This window comes from Longimicrobiaceae bacterium (genome assembly GCA_035696245.1).
Lineage (GTDB): Bacteria > Gemmatimonadota > Gemmatimonadetes > Longimicrobiales > Longimicrobiaceae > DASRQW01.
The window spans coordinates 1-13,576 of record DASRQW010000139.1 but is presented as its reverse complement, the minus strand read 5'-3'; the positions used below and the strand labels follow the sequence as shown (position 1 = coordinate 13,576).

Sequence of the window (13,576 nt, the reverse complement as noted above, 5' to 3'; positions counted from 1 at the left end):
TCCGTTTCTGTTACGCTGTCTGTTCAGCGTGGGAGGCGACACTGGGCCTCATCCTTCAGGAGACGAGCAGTGGTTTCTGTTACAACGAGGTCTGTCGTCCAAATGGATCGAGCGGACGAACGCGTCTCGGACGTTCTTCACATGCTCTCGGAATTACCGCGGCTTCCCACGGTGCATTTTGTTGGTTTAGTCCCCCACGCCGGTAACGTTGGAACGAAGGTTCGCTTCTGACCAAGAGAGCGTCTCCCTCTTGCGCTCAGATGAGCGCGAGCGCGGCCTGCGGGCCGCCCCTTCCCCGAGAACGTCCCGCTGCGCATGGAAGGCCAGCCCACGGCCTTCCTCCCCCTAGCAGCGGACGGCCATGGACTTCACCATCGACACCAGGGAACACCGGGCGGCCATCGACACGGCGGCCGACGCCCTCCCACGCCGCGAGGGCATCCTCCCCGCGCTCACGCTCGTGCAGATCGAGGCGCGCGACGACGGCGTGGTCACGTACCGGGGCACCGACCTCGACTTCTCCATCGAGGTGGAGATCAAGGGCGAGGTGACCGTCCCGGGCAGCATGTGCCTCCCTGGGCGTCAGCTCGCGGAGATCGCACGCGCCAGCGATCCCGCCAGCAGGACGCGCCTGCACCTGGCCGAGGCGGCCGGCGCGATCGACGCGGGGAACTCCCGGTTCCGGCTCGCCGCCGCCGCGGCCGATGACTACGTCGGCGGCCCGGCGAGCCTGCCGCCCGGGACGAACGAAGCCACCGTGCCCAGCGACGTGTTGGGCGCGATGGCGGCGCGCGTGGCGTGGCTCACGGCGAAGGAGGAGGGACGCGGCATCCTCTGCGGCGTCCTGCTGGAGACCACCGCGACCTCGCTGCGTATGGTGGCGACGAACGGTCGCCAGGTCGGGATCTGCGAGGCGCCCGTCGCCGGTCTGCCTGACGGCGTCCGCTGCACGGTGCCGCCGCAGCTCCTCGCGGCGGCGGAGCGGCACTTTAAGGGCCGGGGGCCCGTCACGGTTCTGTTCGGCGACACCACCGTCTCGTTCAGGGTGGCCGGGCTCACCCTCACCGGGCGCACGCTCGCGGGCGAGTACCCGGACTACGCCAGGATCCTTCCCCGCGCGCCGGGCGCGGTCGTCCAGGTGCCCACCGCCACCCTTGCCCAGGCGGTCCGCAGGACGGCGACGCTCGCCCGGACGCAGCCGAACAAGGCAGTCATCCTCCGGGCGGAGAACCGCAGCCTGCGCCTCTGGACCAACTCGCCCGACGTGGGCAGCGCCCACGACCAGGTGGAGGCGACGATCCTGGGGGATCCGGTCACCCTGGCGTTCAACGCGGCGATGATGGCCGACGTGCTCGACGTGGTGTCGGCCGAGGAGGTGCGCATCCGGCTGCACGGCTCGCGAAGCGGCATCCTGCTGGACGGGCGCGGCGACGACCCGATCCGGTCGCTGTGGCTGGTGATGCCGGTGTCGCTGGAGTCGCTCGATTGCACGGAGCCGGTGGCGGTCGCCGACATCGCCGAACCCGCTCCGCTGGCCGCCGCGGCCTGAGCCGTTCCCGCCACCCGCGGCGCGGGTACCACCCCTGGAGAAAGGAGGATCGCGCCCGCCTGCACGCAGACCGGGACGAACAGCCATGCAGACCGATCTCCGCTTCGACATCCAGCCGCTCCGGGTCCCCGACCACATCCAGGCCGGTGCGCACCCGACCCTGCAGGACGCCCGCACTATGCTCCGGCAGCTCTGGGGCCACGCCGATTTCCGCGGGGCACAGGCCGAGGTCGTGGAGTCCGTGCTCGGCGGCGACGACGTGCTCGCCGTTCTCCCTACCGGCGCGGGCAAGAGCGCCATCTACCAGACCATCGCCCCTCTCCTGCGGGGGACCACGCTCGTGGTCTCGCCGCTGATCGCGCTCATGCTCGATCAGGTGGACGACCTCGAAGGCCGGGGCATCCCCTCCGCCTACATCAACTCCAGCCTCACCCCTGCCGAGACGGAGGCCACCCTGGCAGCCGCGGAGGCGGGGCACTTCAAGCTCCTCTACGTGGCGCCGGAGCGCTTCGACAGCGCCGCGTTCCGTGCCCGTCTGGCGTGCCTGCACGTCCCCCTGCTCGTGGTGGACGAGGCCCACTGCATCTCGGAGTGGGGACACGATTTCCGGCCGGCCTACACCCGGCTCGGCACGTACCGCAGCCTGCTGGCAGGTGCACCGGTCCTGGCGCTGACCGCGACCGCCACCCCGGAGGTCCGGCGCGACATCGTCTCCGTGCTCACGATGCACGACCCCCGGGTGATCGTCCGGGGCGTCGACCGCCCGAATCTCCGCTGGGAGGTGGCGTACGCACCGGACCCCGCAGCCAAGATGCGGCTCCTCCTCGCGCGGGTCCGGGCGGAGCCGCTGGGGAGCATCATCGTCTACACCGAGTACCGTGGCGACGCGGAGCAGGTCGCCGGGTGGCTCCGCGCTACGGGGCTCCGCACGGCGGCCTACCACGCCGGACTCTCCGCAGCCGAGCGCCGCCGTGTGCAGCAGGGGTTCATGGCGGGGGAGATCCCGCTGATCGCGGCGACGAGCGCGTTCGGGATGGGCATCGACAAGCAGGACGTGAGGCTCGTCGCTCACTATGCCTTCCCCGGCACCCTGGAGTCCTACTACCAGGAGGCGGGCCGCGCGGGACGGGACGGCGACCCCGCTCGCTGCCTGCTCCTGCACGCCCCAGCGGACCGCCGCACCCACGAGGTCCGCATCGAGGAGATGCACCCGCCGCCGGAAACGGTGGCCCGCGTCTACGCAGCGCTGGATCGTGCGGCCGGGGACGACGGTCACCTTCCAGACACCCTCGCCGCCTGGGCGCGGCAGGTCCGCGTGGCGAGCGAGGGGCAGACCGCCGCCGCCGTGCGCATCCTGGCGGGCGCCGGGATCGCCTTCAACACCCGGCGCGGGCGCGAGGGCGCGTTCGTGCGGCTCACCTGCGCCGCGGACCAGATCCGGGGGCTGCTCCCCGGCGGCGCCACGGCGCTCCGCGGTGTCCTCGCGGCGCTCTGGACCGGGCGCGGCGAACGCGACCTGTACGACGGCGTCACGCTGCGCGGCACCGAGGTGACGGCGCTCGGGTCCGACCGCGCCCGGGTCCGCCGGTCGCTGGAGCAGCTCGCCGAGTGCGGGATCCTGGAGGTCGCCTGGGAGGAGGCAGGGTGCAGGGTGCTGAGACGCAGACTCGACCCCGCGTCGCTCCCGGTGGACTGGGCGGCGCAGATGCGCATCCGGAACCGGCTGCGCACCCAGCTCGACCAGGTGGAGGGGTACGCCTCCACGGAGGCGTGCCGGCGCGAGCACCTGCTCGCCTACTTCGGCGACGGGCTGCGGGAGCGGTGCGGCGGGTGCGACCGCTGCGACCCGGGACTGCGGAGAGCCGCCTGATGCTGCCGTGGGACACCGTCAACGCGACCGCGCCCTCCAGGCTCACGGAACACCTCCCGCTCACCCGGAGCCCGCGGGGCGGACGGAAGTACCTCTGTCCGTTCTGCGGCGGCCGGAACTTCTCGCCGCTCAAGCGCGCGTGGTACTGCTACAGCGGGTGCGGAGGGCACGCCTACAGCAACGTGGACACGGCCGCGCGCCTGTGGGAGCTGCAGCCCGCCGACGCCTGCCGCCAGCTCGCGGACCTGCTCGGCATCGCCGCGGCCGGGGAAGAGCCGCCGTGGCGGGAGGTGGCCGCGCACGGCAGCGACGAGACGGCGGCCGTGCTGGGGCTCACCGCAGGCGCGGGATGCTACGAGTGGAACTGTCCCGTCTGCGCGGGCGCGGGGACGCTCCGAAGCTACCGGCGCCGCTGGCGGTGCCGGGGGTCCTCCTGCGCGGGCGACGCACAGCAGGGGTGGAAGGGGCACGTCGACGTCGCGATGGCGGTCTGGGGCACCACCCCCGCCGACGCGTGCTTCCGCCTGGCGGCGGCGCTGCGTGGTTCGCCACCACGCGCCGCCCCGCGCCGTCCGGAGCCGCCTGAGGAGCCCGGGCCTCGCGAGCGTGCGCTGGCCGTGATCCGCACGCGTCCGGGGTGCCGGGAGCCGGCGGCGCTCTACGAGCTCCTCCTCGCGCACCTCCGCATGGGCCCCCTCGGCCGCGCGGAGCTGTCCCGGCGGCGCATTGACGCGGCTGCCGCGGAGGCGTACGGCTTCCGGTCCACGGAGCCGGGGGAATGGCAGCGCCGGGTGCTTCCGCTCATGAGCGCCTTCAGCGACGACGAGCTGCTCGCCGCCGGCTTCCCTCGCGGCGAGCCCCCGCGTGCCGATGCGCGGGCGCGCGGGAGCCCCTGGTGGCCCGGACGAGGGCGGGCGCCGCTGCTCGTGATCCCGGTCTGGGACGACCTGCGCCTGGCCGGTGTGCGCTTCCGCAACCTCGCGGACCCGGAGGCGTCGCGGTGTCCACGGTACGTCTCGCCCAAGGACGCGAACCCCGACGCGCCCTTCAACGCGGCCGCACTCACCCGCGGGGGCGCTGCCCTCCACGTGGTGGAGGGGGAGCTCAACGCGTACGTGCTCCTCTCGGAGCCGTACCGTGCCGTCACCGTCGGCCTCCCGGGCGCGTGGACCTGGCAGGACGCATGGGCCCTGCGGATCCCCGACGCGACGCGCATGGTGGTAGGATGGTTCGATGCCGACGAAGCCGGGCGGAAGGGCGCGGCCCGCATCCGCGACTCGCTCGCCCGCACGCGGGGCACCGAGTGGGCGCGCCGCCGGTGGCGCACGATCCTGCTCGACCGCGACGCCTGCGACCTGCACCGCGAGTGGCGCCTGGGGGCGCTGCTGCGGCACGCGCCGTGGGTCCACCAGGACGTGGGGCCGCTCTGGTCCGACGCCGAGTCCGACACCCAACCAGCCCACGGACGGCCGCCATGACGCCCAGCGACGTTCCTCCGTGGGAGCGGCTGGACGCGACGAGGGACTTCCGCGAGCGCCTGTGCGAGATCTCGTCCTCCGGAGACCGGCGCCTCTTTCATCCGCTCGACACGGGCGCGTACGTCGTGAGCATCCAGGCGTCGGCCGAGCACGCCAGCCTCCCACGCGCCGCCGCACCTCCGGGCGACGTGGAGGCGTGGGAAGTCGCGGTCTTCACCCGCGACGGCCGTCTACTCGACGAGCGGTGGGACGCAGAGCTCGCGTCGCTTCCGGCGGAGTGGCGGCGATACTGGAGCGGCGGCATCGCCCGCCTGGTCCCGACACCCGTGCTGCAGGTCGTCCTGCACCGGTTTGCCCTCGGACCCGAGGACTTCGACCACTTCATCCTGGGCGAGCCCGGCTGACGGGCTTTGGTCCGACACCGTCCCCCGGACGCGCCGCGGGCGCGGACCCGGAGGCGAGAACGCGGGGCTGGCTCCAAACGGGGCCGGCCCCGCATCGCTTTCACCCCTACGGAGATCTCGCATGAGCGATCCGCACCCTCCCGATCCCGGACTGATGCAGGCCATCGCGCCGGTGGCGTCGCGCCGCCCGGTCCACATGATCCTCAGCGGCGCCGCCAACGGCCGCCTTCACCTCGTCGTCCAGCCGGTGCAGCTCGAAGGCGAGAGCAGCCCCGAGCTCTCCCGCGGCTTCTCCGTCGAGGCGACGCCGGCGGAGCTCGACCGCGACCTCCCCGCCCTCTTCGCCAGCCGCTGGGTGCCCGCCCACGTGGGCCTGCAGAAGGCCATCGACCAGGTGGCGTCCGCCGCGGGGAAGGCGCGCGACGATACGCTGCGCGGCGCCAAGGACAAGCCTGGCAAGGCCAAGGGCAAGCCCGGTGCGGCCGACCAAGGGCAGACCGAGCTGGCCACGGCCGAGGACCCTTCCGCGCCCGCCCCTGAGCCGGCCGAAGCTCCCGACGCGGCCGCTGCGCCGGGTGTAGCTCCCGACGCCGCCGCGGAGAAGCCCGCCGTGGCGGCCCGCGCCGCGCGTTCGGGCGCGAAGAAGCCGGACGCGCCCGCGCCGGACGTGCGGGTGGTGCACACGACGGTGACGCCCCCGGTGGACGCCGTCAGCGCCCTGTTCAACTGAGCGCGCCGGCGAGCCCCGCCGGCGCCGTCATCCCGTCCCCCGCTCCCGGAGGAGAACCATGTCCACCGCGCTTGCAGCGCCCCCGCCCGCTGCGCCCGTGATTCCCCTGTCCATCGTCGCGACCCCTGTCGTCCGCAGGTGGAGGTACAAGGGCGTCACGCTGGAGGATCCGCTGCCGGGGAGGTCGCTGGAGGCCGTGCGGCGCATTCACGCGACCAACTACGCGGCGGTGCTCAACGCCAAGATCGACGGCCCCACCTACGAAGGGGGCGTGGAGGTCTACTCGTACACGCCCCAGGGCGGCACCTTCGGGTGAGCCGTCCCGCACGCGGTCCGGCGGTCGCGCCGGGCCGCGTGCTCGCCCCCGGCGGCGCGCCGTCGCTCCCGCCGCTGCATGCGGTCCCGCTGCGGGTCTCCGCCGCCCGGCAGGACGCCGGGCTCCTCGATCTCGTGCAGGCGCTCGCGCGAGCCGGGGAGGTCGTGCTCGGCGACCTGGACCCGGGCTTCCCCGCCCCCGGACGGCTGGTCGAGCGGGCGGTGGAACGCGTGGCCGCGCGCCTCAACCGCCGCACCTCCCGAGGACCCCGCGTCTCCGCCTTCCTGCGCCCCTGGGCCGATGTTCTGAACGAGCTGTGCGCCGACGCGGTGGATCCGGGGGAAGCGCGCTGGGCCGTCGGGATCGACTCGTCGGAGACCTACCGCCTGCGGGTCGCGCCTCTGGTCGCGGTGCTCGGCGAGACGGCGACCGGCGTGGTGCTCGAACGGCTCGTTCGGCACACCCCGCTCCACGTCGGCGGCGGCGAGGAGCTCGCCTGGATCATCGACGGGTGGCGGGACCGCGACGAGGGCACGGAGGAGGCCCGCGAGATCCGCCTCCGCGCGCTGGGGGCGGACCGGATCATCCGCCACCTGGACCAGCTCTTCGCCCGCGGCCGCGCCGCAGGGTGCGCCGGGATCCCGGACCGCGGCATCCGAGGCCTGGCTCGCGGGCTCTCTGCACTTGCCCGTGAGGACTTCCCGCCGGACGACACGGCGTGGCGGGAGACCGAAGACGTCGACTGGAGCCTGCCCGCCCCCGTCGTGCAGCTGATCTGGGATCACGGGTGCCCGCTCGACCACGCGGCGGACGAAGCCGAGTTCATGCTCGCGCAGGGCGGCGCTTTCCCGGTGCCCCAGCTCATGTGGCTGCTCAATCCCGCGGAGCCGCAGGAAGCGGTGACCGCCTGGCGGCGCTGGCTGCACGCGCTGCGCAGGACCCGCGCGGCAACCCGGCTCGTCGCCGCGCTCGACGCACTCTCCGACCCCGCAGAACGCCCATGACCGACGACGTGCGATGCCTACTCGAAGAGCTGGAGCGATGGAAGGACCCCAACCACGTCCCTGCGGGTCAGGCGGCGCTTCGTGCCGCGCTGGAATCGCCGCGGCACCAGCAGTTGGGCGAGCGGCTCCACGCCGCCCTCGCCGCAGCCGCTTCCCAGGCGATGGCCTTGCCCCTTCCGCCTCCCTGTTAGCGACCGGCCCGACGACGCGGCTCCCTGCGCTGGACGGCATCCCGCCCGTCCTGCGCCGGCACGCGCCCGAGACGCAGGCGGAGTTCGCGCGGCTGGCCGCCCCGCTCGTGCGTGCCGGCGTGCTCACGGGCGCGGACCGGCCAGCAGGCGGCGGGCTCCCCACCGAGCTGATCGGAAGGTCGTGGGCCCGCCACTCGGCCCGGAGCCTGGCGCATGCCGGCGATGGGATGGAGGTGCACCTGACGCTGAGCCTCTGGTCGGATCTCGCGGAGCAGTGCCAGGAGCCCGTCAGGCCTCGTGAGGAGGGATGCTTCGCCGTCGTGGTGGAGGTGGACACGTGCTCCGTCCTCTCGCTGGAGGCCGTGTCCCGCCGCTGGGGCGAGAAGGCCGCGGCCGTGGTGGCGACGGCGCTCCGCACGGGGCTGGGGCGGGTGGTCCACGTCTTCGTCCCCGACGACCTGGACTGGGTAGCGGAGTGGTGGGTCGACTGCATAGAGAGCGTCGAGGACGACGAGGAGGAGGAGCGCCGGCTGTCGCTGGAGCGCGTGCAGGAGTTCCAGGCAGCGCAGGAGTTCGTGCGCGGCCTCTCCGCGGACCTGCGCGAGCGCGCCGCGCTGCTGGACGGGCTCCGTGCACTTCCCGCGGGTCCGGTCCGGCGCAGCGCGGCCGGGCTCCTCTCCACCCGCAGGCAGCCCTGCGCGCTCCGGCCGGATGCGGTCCTGGACCGCATCCGCAGCACCGAGGACGGCTACGACACGGCCGCCCTGCTCCTCACCCGGGATGCGGACGACGCGGTCCGGCACGCCTACGACGAGATGCAGGAGCACTCGATGAACAGCGGCTTCGGACCTCCGCCGCACGCGGTACACCTGGTGGACACCCGGTCACCCGTCCGGTTGGCAGCGTCGCTCCGCCACCTGCGCCGCGTGCTTCGCACCCTCGCTCTGGGCCAGCACCTCGTCCGCGCCGTCCATGACCTCCTCGAGAGTGACCGATGATCGAAACCCACATCAGCACCGGCACCGACCTCTCGCTCCAGCTGAAGGAAGCGATCCTCCTCTACCGCGGCAGCGGCGGCGCTGGCGGCAAGACCTACTTGGAGGCGCGGCGCATCGTCGAAGGGCCGAACGGCCCGGAGTACGGCGCGGGACGCCCGGTGGACGCCGGATTCCTGGCCCGCGTGCTCCGCGAGGCCCCCGTGCGCGTGCTCTCCGTCGTCCACCGGCGCCTCCTCGCGAGCGGCGACGGTGAAGCCGTCTGGTGGTCGCCGGCCGGCCCCCGGACCCCGTTCTTCTCCAGGACGGGGCCGCTCGGCGAGCACAGCCTGCAGACGGTCGCCATGCCCGCGCTGGTCTTCCACGCGCAGAAGCGCCGGCTCCGGGTGCGCGCGCTCGCCTGCCGCGGCATGCCGGGCGCCCGCGCCCCGCTGTACCACGCCCCGCTCTGGAACGTGTACACGACGGGATGGCTCTGCATGGGGAGCATGCCGATCCCGCCGGGGCAGCCGGTGGACTGCATCGAGGCGTGGGAGGCCGCGTTCTGGGACACGGCCTTCACCACACCCCACCACACCCACCTCTCGCGGCACCCGTTCGGGTACGCCGCGATGCTCACCGACCTGCGCACCCTGCCCCGCTTCCCCGCACGCTGGCTGGTGCCCGCCCACGAGAGGCTGGAATCATGGCTGAACCGATGAGGACCCACCGGATCTCCCCGCGCCTGCTGGACGGTCCGGTCCAGATGCTGGTGGTGGGCGCCGGCGGCACGGGCGCGGCGTTCGCGAGCGGCCTCCCGTACCTGCACCAGGCGATGCGCGCGCTCGGCCACCCGGGCGGGCTCAAGGTGACGCTCGCGGACGGGGACACTGTGAGCGAGTCCAACTGCGTGCGGCAGCCGTTCAGCCTGCACGAGGTCGGGCGCAACAAGGCGGAGGTGCTGATCACCCGTCTCAACTGGTTCTGGGGGCTCGACTGGTCGGCCAGCCCGCACTTCGTCGCGCCCGACGACGACCTGACACCCTACCAGATCGTGGTCGGCTGCGTCGACAGCCGCGCCGCCCGCGCCATGCTGGCGGAGTCGTCGCGGCGGTCGTGGAGCGTGTTGTACTGGCTGGACGCGGGGAACGGGAACGACTTCGGGCAGGTCGTGCTGGGCGAGCCGCGCGGGAGCGGAGGCGGGATGCGCCTTCCCACCGTCGCGGAGCTGCTCCCCGACGTGGTCGCGCCGGGGCCGGAGGAGGCGGGCCCTTCGTGCTCGGCGGCGGAAGCCCTGACCCGCCAGGCGCCGTTCACCAACCACGTTCTCGCGTACCACATGCTGTACCTGCTGGGGCAGCTCTTCCGGCATGGCGAGCTGAGCCACCACGGGCTCTTCCTCAACCTCGCGGAGGGCACGACGCAGCCGATCCCCGTTGATCCCGAGCAGTGGGCGCAGATGATGGCGGCCAGCCCCGTCGGGGACGGCCGGGGTACCACGGGGGAGAGCACCCCCGCTCCGCTCCTGCCCCTGGCCGCCTGAGAGATGGACGTGAGGAAGCCGCCGCTGGACACCGGCGACCGGGTCGCCTGGACGGAACGCGACCGCGGTGTGGTCGTCGCCCACAACCCGCCGGAGCGGGACGGAGGCGCACGGCTGACCGTTGCCGTGTGGCGCGACTTCGAGAGCCTCGGGCACCTCGCCCGTGTCCCGTCCGCGCTGCTCCACACCGTCCCGCGCCTGCGCCCGGCGGCGGTGCCCGGCCGGGGCCGCGCCGATCACCCATTCCCACCGGACCGCGCTTGAGCGCCTCGACCGTGAGCGACCCCACACCCGATCCCCCAGCTCCCCCGCGGAACCTGCCGGCTCTCGTCCAGGCCCTTCTCCGGGCGGGCGGGCACCGCATGGTGGTCGGCGGGCTGTTCGTGCTGACCCTGGTGATCCTTGGCACGCGACCGCACGGAGCACCGGCCGCGCCGCGCCGCATGGCGTCGCTGGGGACGCCGTCAGCGGAGCCGGCGCCTGGTATCCCGATCCCGCCTGCGGTTGAGCGTGCACCGGGTGCTGCGGAAGAAGCCATCGCGCTGGACAACCTCCTGTCGCGGTACGACGGGCTCATTCGTCTCGCGGAGGTGCGCGACCTGCAGTCCGCTGAGCACGACAGCGCCATCGCCGAGCTCCGGGGCCTCCGCGCCCGGACGTACATCGCCGCACGGAGGGCCCTCGCGGATTCGGTGTCGGCGCGGCAGGCACGCCGTTAGGGGATCCGCCCGAAGAGTCTTCCCGCCGTCGCGCCAGGCGCTCATACTGCTCGCTTCGGCTCTGAAGAGCAGGTAATGCCGGATGGTGGGATGCGAAATGCCAAGCGGTTTCCCTCGTCGACTCGCCGCTGCACTGCCGGTGGCTCGAGCTACTCACACAGCGGTGAGTAGGTACACCCCCGCAGGCGATTCGACGAAAGAGCTGCGTAAACGCTCTTTGAAATCACGACCGCTCGCGACGCTGAGGCTCCGGACCCAAACCACTCCTGCGTCTTCGCGATCGGAGCAGAAGGCGAATCCGAAGCGAACGAAGGGAAGCACCCACGAGTGAAGGGCAGGTACTTCTTCCGCTCACAGCGCGTACACCAGGTGTGAGGATGATCGCCGAGCTTCAGTCCAGCATCCGCGACCTTCGGTATGGTGAGCTGAAGGACGGTGTCGAGCGGCTTGCCCGTCCGGTGATGGAGCACGGGCTGGGTCTCAATACCCAAGGGCTTCAGCACTGTCTCCCACGCCGAAGGTTCGACGAAGTATTCGTCGAACACCCAGTTGAGTTGTAGGAGGCTCCGCTTCCCCCACTTCGGCTCACTCTTCATGCGGAACGGAGCTTTCTGGACTCCCCCGATCCCGCACTGCTCACAGTAGTCTCTAAGGTCATACGTCACCTCCCGATACGTATCCTCCGGCTGCGGATAACCATGATGCCAATCCGGTCCAATCTTCACGAATTCAGCCGCCCGCAGTTCCGCCGGGGTAAAAGTCGTAAAGACTAGGTGAACGGCGAGATGCTCTGCGACAATTCGCGCGATCGCTTCCCAGTTCGGATTCGCTTCGTCCACATCGAACGTCGCAAACCCTTGACCGACGTCCAGACCGAGAGCGCGAAATCGCAGCTCCAGTTCAGCGTCCACCGCCAGACTGATGTGGTGGGTAATTCGCATGCTACGGTTACCTCAAGCCCAAGGCGGTGAGGATCACTGGGTGGTTCCGATAGATCACGCGAGCAGCCGCGAGAACGAACTCTCTGGTAGCAGCGTCAGTACCTTTCCCAAAAGGAATCGCTGCCCCCCATTCTTCTTCCATCGCGGTCGTCACCGTCGCCGGAAAGCAACGTCACCGTTCGCTTGTTTCTGCAATGAAGAGCAAGTAATGCCAGATAGAGGGATAGGAGTCGCTGAGATCCGGATTGGGCTGCCCATCGTCCTCAATGACCGCGAGTGAGCCAGTCGTCTGCTCGACCACCACAATCGCGTGCTCCAAGTCCTCGCCTATGGCGATGAGACCGAGGCCACGAGGGTACGGGCGGATATCCCCACGGTGCAGCCGAATGCTGTTTGTCTCGACGGATCGGTACTCCAAGAACAGCTCCCGTGCTGATCCGTGGAGCGCTGCGACTATGTCTGCTTCCTCCGGAGAAGGTGGGGCCCGGAAACACCGAAACAACGACCCGCTGAGAAAAAGCTTCTCCACAGCCGTTCGCGCCTCCTCCGACGAGAGTGATGCGATTCGTTCTGCAATCGCGTCCACGCGGCGTTGAACCTGACGCGGGGAGGTGGCGCGGAGTTCCGAGAGCCACGTACGACGACCCATCTTGACGCTCCTTGGAATCTAGCGACTGCGGATGCGCTGGCAGCTCCCCGAAGTGCGACCATATACGGGTTCCACAACAATCGCACCCCGGCCTCCAAGCGAATCAGGTTCGCGTGTGCCGCCGCATTAGCAACGGGCGACAAAGGCGCGGAGGTTCCATGCCCCGCTGTGTATGGACGCCGGTAGACCGCGAAGAGGGAAGATGGCCTTTGCGGCTGAGCCAGGATGTCCTGCAAGAGGGTTCACGTGGTGAACCGCCTCTGTCCCGGCCGATCCGGTCCGCCGTGTACGAGGCGACACGGCCGAGCGGGCTGGTCGTGGACGCCAGGTCGCGCAGCACGGCGTCGTACGCGATCCGCTGCGGGCGCTCCCCCCGGGCCTTCGCCGCCGCGCCAGACGCTGTCCACCTGGCCCGCCCGGGGGCGACTGGTGGATGAAGGGGAGCCGTCCGGCTGACGGCCCACCGTGCTCATCGCTCCTGACCCTCCACCGGACACCGATTCGCTCTGCGCACCCGCCCCTGCCAATCGGGGAATGTGTCAAGCATCCGACGGTGGCGTGGTAGGTATCGATGGGTTGATCTCCTTGCCTTCTGCATCGAAGTGCCCGGCCAATCTCTCGGTCTCATCGGCGAGCATATGAAAAAGGCTCGGCCAACGGTTCAGAGAAGGGAACCCGTCTCGATCACGCCGCCAGGTCTCACCGCTACCAGTATCAACGCACAATACTGATCCGTCCCAATCGTACCCACCAATGAAGAAGTCAGTTGGTTTGGCGCCCTGCGGGCGCTCCAACGTATTCAGGTCGACTACGTCGAACGGCTGCCATACGGCCTCTCCGGTTCGTTCGTAACTCTTCCGCAAACCGTCAATGGTGAGCGCTCCGGAGAAAAGCCTTATTCCGTTCATCTGCCGGAGGAAGTTCCGATAGTCCTCCGGCAGTGGTCCTCCCAGGCTCGTCTTAAGCGACACGAGCTCCGGCTCGGAAAGCGCTGGAAAGACAACGTGCAACCATGCCTCGGGAGCAACGTGGGGTACGTGCCCAACGAGCTTTGTCCCGTTCGCGAGTGTTTGCACGCCCAAAGGGCGTGCCGCATCGACAACCGCACGAACGCGAAGGAGAAAGGGATTAGTGTCCACGGTTCAGTAGCTCCCCTGTCGTCGGATTCCGGTAATTCGCTCCATGCTCGCCGAGATGCTCTGCACCCC

The 13,576-nt window shown here is 71.0% G+C and carries 15 protein-coding genes; 12 read left to right on the top strand and 3 right to left on the bottom strand.

The features are described 5' to 3' along the window. Positions 1 to 361: 361 nt before the first annotated feature. From dnaN to VFE05_06210, 12 genes are all read left to right on the top strand, one after another. Positions 362 to 1,549 carry a DNA polymerase III subunit beta gene (dnaN, locus tag VFE05_06265; GenBank protein HET6229669.1) on the top strand — a complete coding sequence of 396 codons (1,188 nt, stop codon included), beginning with the start codon at positions 362 to 364 and terminating at the stop codon, positions 1,547 to 1,549. Between the two features lie 85 nt (positions 1,550 to 1,634). After that, complete coding sequence (locus tag VFE05_06260) at positions 1,635 to 3,419, top strand: RecQ family ATP-dependent DNA helicase (GenBank protein HET6229668.1); 1,785 nt, start codon at positions 1,635 to 1,637, stop codon at positions 3,417 to 3,419. Next, positions 3,419 to 4,897 (top strand): toprim domain-containing protein, encoded by a 1,479-nt coding sequence (locus VFE05_06255; GenBank protein ID HET6229667.1) that lies wholly within the window; start codon positions 3,419 to 3,421, stop codon positions 4,895 to 4,897. The genes VFE05_06260 and VFE05_06255 overlap by 1 nt, the downstream gene beginning before the upstream one ends. Then, positions 4,894 to 5,301 (top strand): hypothetical protein, encoded by a 408-nt coding sequence (locus VFE05_06250; GenBank protein ID HET6229666.1) that lies wholly within the window; start codon positions 4,894 to 4,896, stop codon positions 5,299 to 5,301. The genes VFE05_06255 and VFE05_06250 overlap by 4 nt, the downstream gene beginning before the upstream one ends. A gap of 121 nt (positions 5,302 to 5,422) precedes the next feature. Then, positions 5,423 to 6,031: a PRTRC system protein E gene (locus VFE05_06245; GenBank protein ID HET6229665.1), complete on the top strand. Its 609-nt coding sequence runs from the start codon at positions 5,423 to 5,425 to the stop codon at positions 6,029 to 6,031. 58 nt (positions 6,032 to 6,089) lie between these two features. After that, positions 6,090 to 6,347 (top strand): PRTRC system protein C, encoded by a 258-nt coding sequence (locus VFE05_06240; GenBank protein HET6229664.1) that lies wholly within the window; start codon positions 6,090 to 6,092, stop codon positions 6,345 to 6,347. A 38-nt stretch (positions 6,348 to 6,385) separates the two neighbouring features. After that, positions 6,386 to 7,351: a hypothetical protein gene (locus VFE05_06235; GenBank protein ID HET6229663.1), complete on the top strand. Its 966-nt coding sequence runs from the start codon at positions 6,386 to 6,388 to the stop codon at positions 7,349 to 7,351. A gap of 310 nt (positions 7,352 to 7,661) precedes the next feature. Next, the gene (locus tag VFE05_06230) at positions 7,662 to 8,540 is read left to right on the top strand and encodes a hypothetical protein (protein ID HET6229662.1); all 879 of its coding nucleotides are present in this window, start codon (positions 7,662 to 7,664) and stop codon (positions 8,538 to 8,540) included. Next, entirely contained in the window at positions 8,537 to 9,238 is a 702-nt protein-coding gene (locus VFE05_06225; GenBank protein HET6229661.1) for a PRTRC system protein B, read from the top strand. The genes VFE05_06230 and VFE05_06225 overlap by 4 nt, the downstream gene beginning before the upstream one ends. After that, entirely contained in the window at positions 9,235 to 10,059 is an 825-nt protein-coding gene (locus VFE05_06220; protein HET6229660.1) for a PRTRC system ThiF family protein, read from the top strand. The genes VFE05_06225 and VFE05_06220 overlap by 4 nt, the downstream gene beginning before the upstream one ends. Before the next feature lie 9 nt (positions 10,060 to 10,068). Beyond that, complete coding sequence (locus tag VFE05_06215; GenBank protein ID HET6229659.1) at positions 10,069 to 10,323, top strand: hypothetical protein; 255 nt, start codon at positions 10,069 to 10,071, stop codon at positions 10,321 to 10,323. Between the two features lie 98 nt (positions 10,324 to 10,421). Beyond that, positions 10,422 to 10,778 (top strand): hypothetical protein, encoded by a 357-nt coding sequence (locus tag VFE05_06210; protein HET6229658.1) that lies wholly within the window; start codon positions 10,422 to 10,424, stop codon positions 10,776 to 10,778. A 149-nt stretch (positions 10,779 to 10,927) separates the two neighbouring features. Here VFE05_06210 and VFE05_06205 read toward each other — a convergent pair whose 3' ends face one another. The 3 genes from VFE05_06205 to VFE05_06195 form a co-directional block, all read right to left on the bottom strand. Next, on the bottom strand, positions 10,928 to 11,719 hold the full coding sequence (locus VFE05_06205; protein HET6229657.1) for a hypothetical protein: 792 nt from the start codon (positions 11,717 to 11,719) through the stop codon (positions 10,928 to 10,930). 172 nt (positions 11,720 to 11,891) lie between these two features. Then, on the bottom strand, positions 11,892 to 12,305 hold the full coding sequence (locus VFE05_06200) for a hypothetical protein (protein ID HET6229656.1): 414 nt from the start codon (positions 12,303 to 12,305) through the stop codon (positions 11,892 to 11,894). Between the two features lie 602 nt (positions 12,306 to 12,907). Beyond that, complete coding sequence (locus VFE05_06195; protein ID HET6229655.1) at positions 12,908 to 13,444, bottom strand: SMI1/KNR4 family protein; 537 nt, start codon at positions 13,442 to 13,444, stop codon at positions 12,908 to 12,910. Between the last annotated feature and the right edge of the window lie 132 nt (positions 13,445 to 13,576).

Bases quoted from the DNA above. Each gene is read 5' to 3' on its own strand.
- dnaN (HET6229669.1), top strand. From the start codon at position 362: ATGGACTTCACCATCGACACCAGGGAACACCGGGCGGCCATCGACACG.
- VFE05_06260 (HET6229668.1), top strand. From the start codon at position 1,635: ATGCAGACCGATCTCCGCTTCGACATCCAGCCGCTCCGGGTCCCCGAC.
- VFE05_06255 (HET6229667.1), top strand. From the start codon at position 3,419: ATGCTGCCGTGGGACACCGTCAACGCGACCGCGCCCTCCAGGCTCACG.
- VFE05_06250 (HET6229666.1), top strand. From the start codon at position 4,894: ATGACGCCCAGCGACGTTCCTCCGTGGGAGCGGCTGGACGCGACGAGG.
- VFE05_06245 (HET6229665.1), top strand. From the start codon at position 5,423: ATGAGCGATCCGCACCCTCCCGATCCCGGACTGATGCAGGCCATCGCG.
- VFE05_06240 (HET6229664.1), top strand. From the start codon at position 6,090: ATGTCCACCGCGCTTGCAGCGCCCCCGCCCGCTGCGCCCGTGATTCCC.
- VFE05_06225 (HET6229661.1), top strand. From the start codon at position 8,537: ATGATCGAAACCCACATCAGCACCGGCACCGACCTCTCGCTCCAGCTG.
- VFE05_06220 (HET6229660.1), top strand. From the start codon at position 9,235: ATGAGGACCCACCGGATCTCCCCGCGCCTGCTGGACGGTCCGGTCCAG.
- VFE05_06210 (HET6229658.1), top strand. From the start codon at position 10,422: ATGGTGGTCGGCGGGCTGTTCGTGCTGACCCTGGTGATCCTTGGCACG.
- VFE05_06205 (HET6229657.1), bottom strand. From the start codon at position 11,719: ATGCGAATTACCCACCACATCAGTCTGGCGGTGGACGCTGAACTGGAG.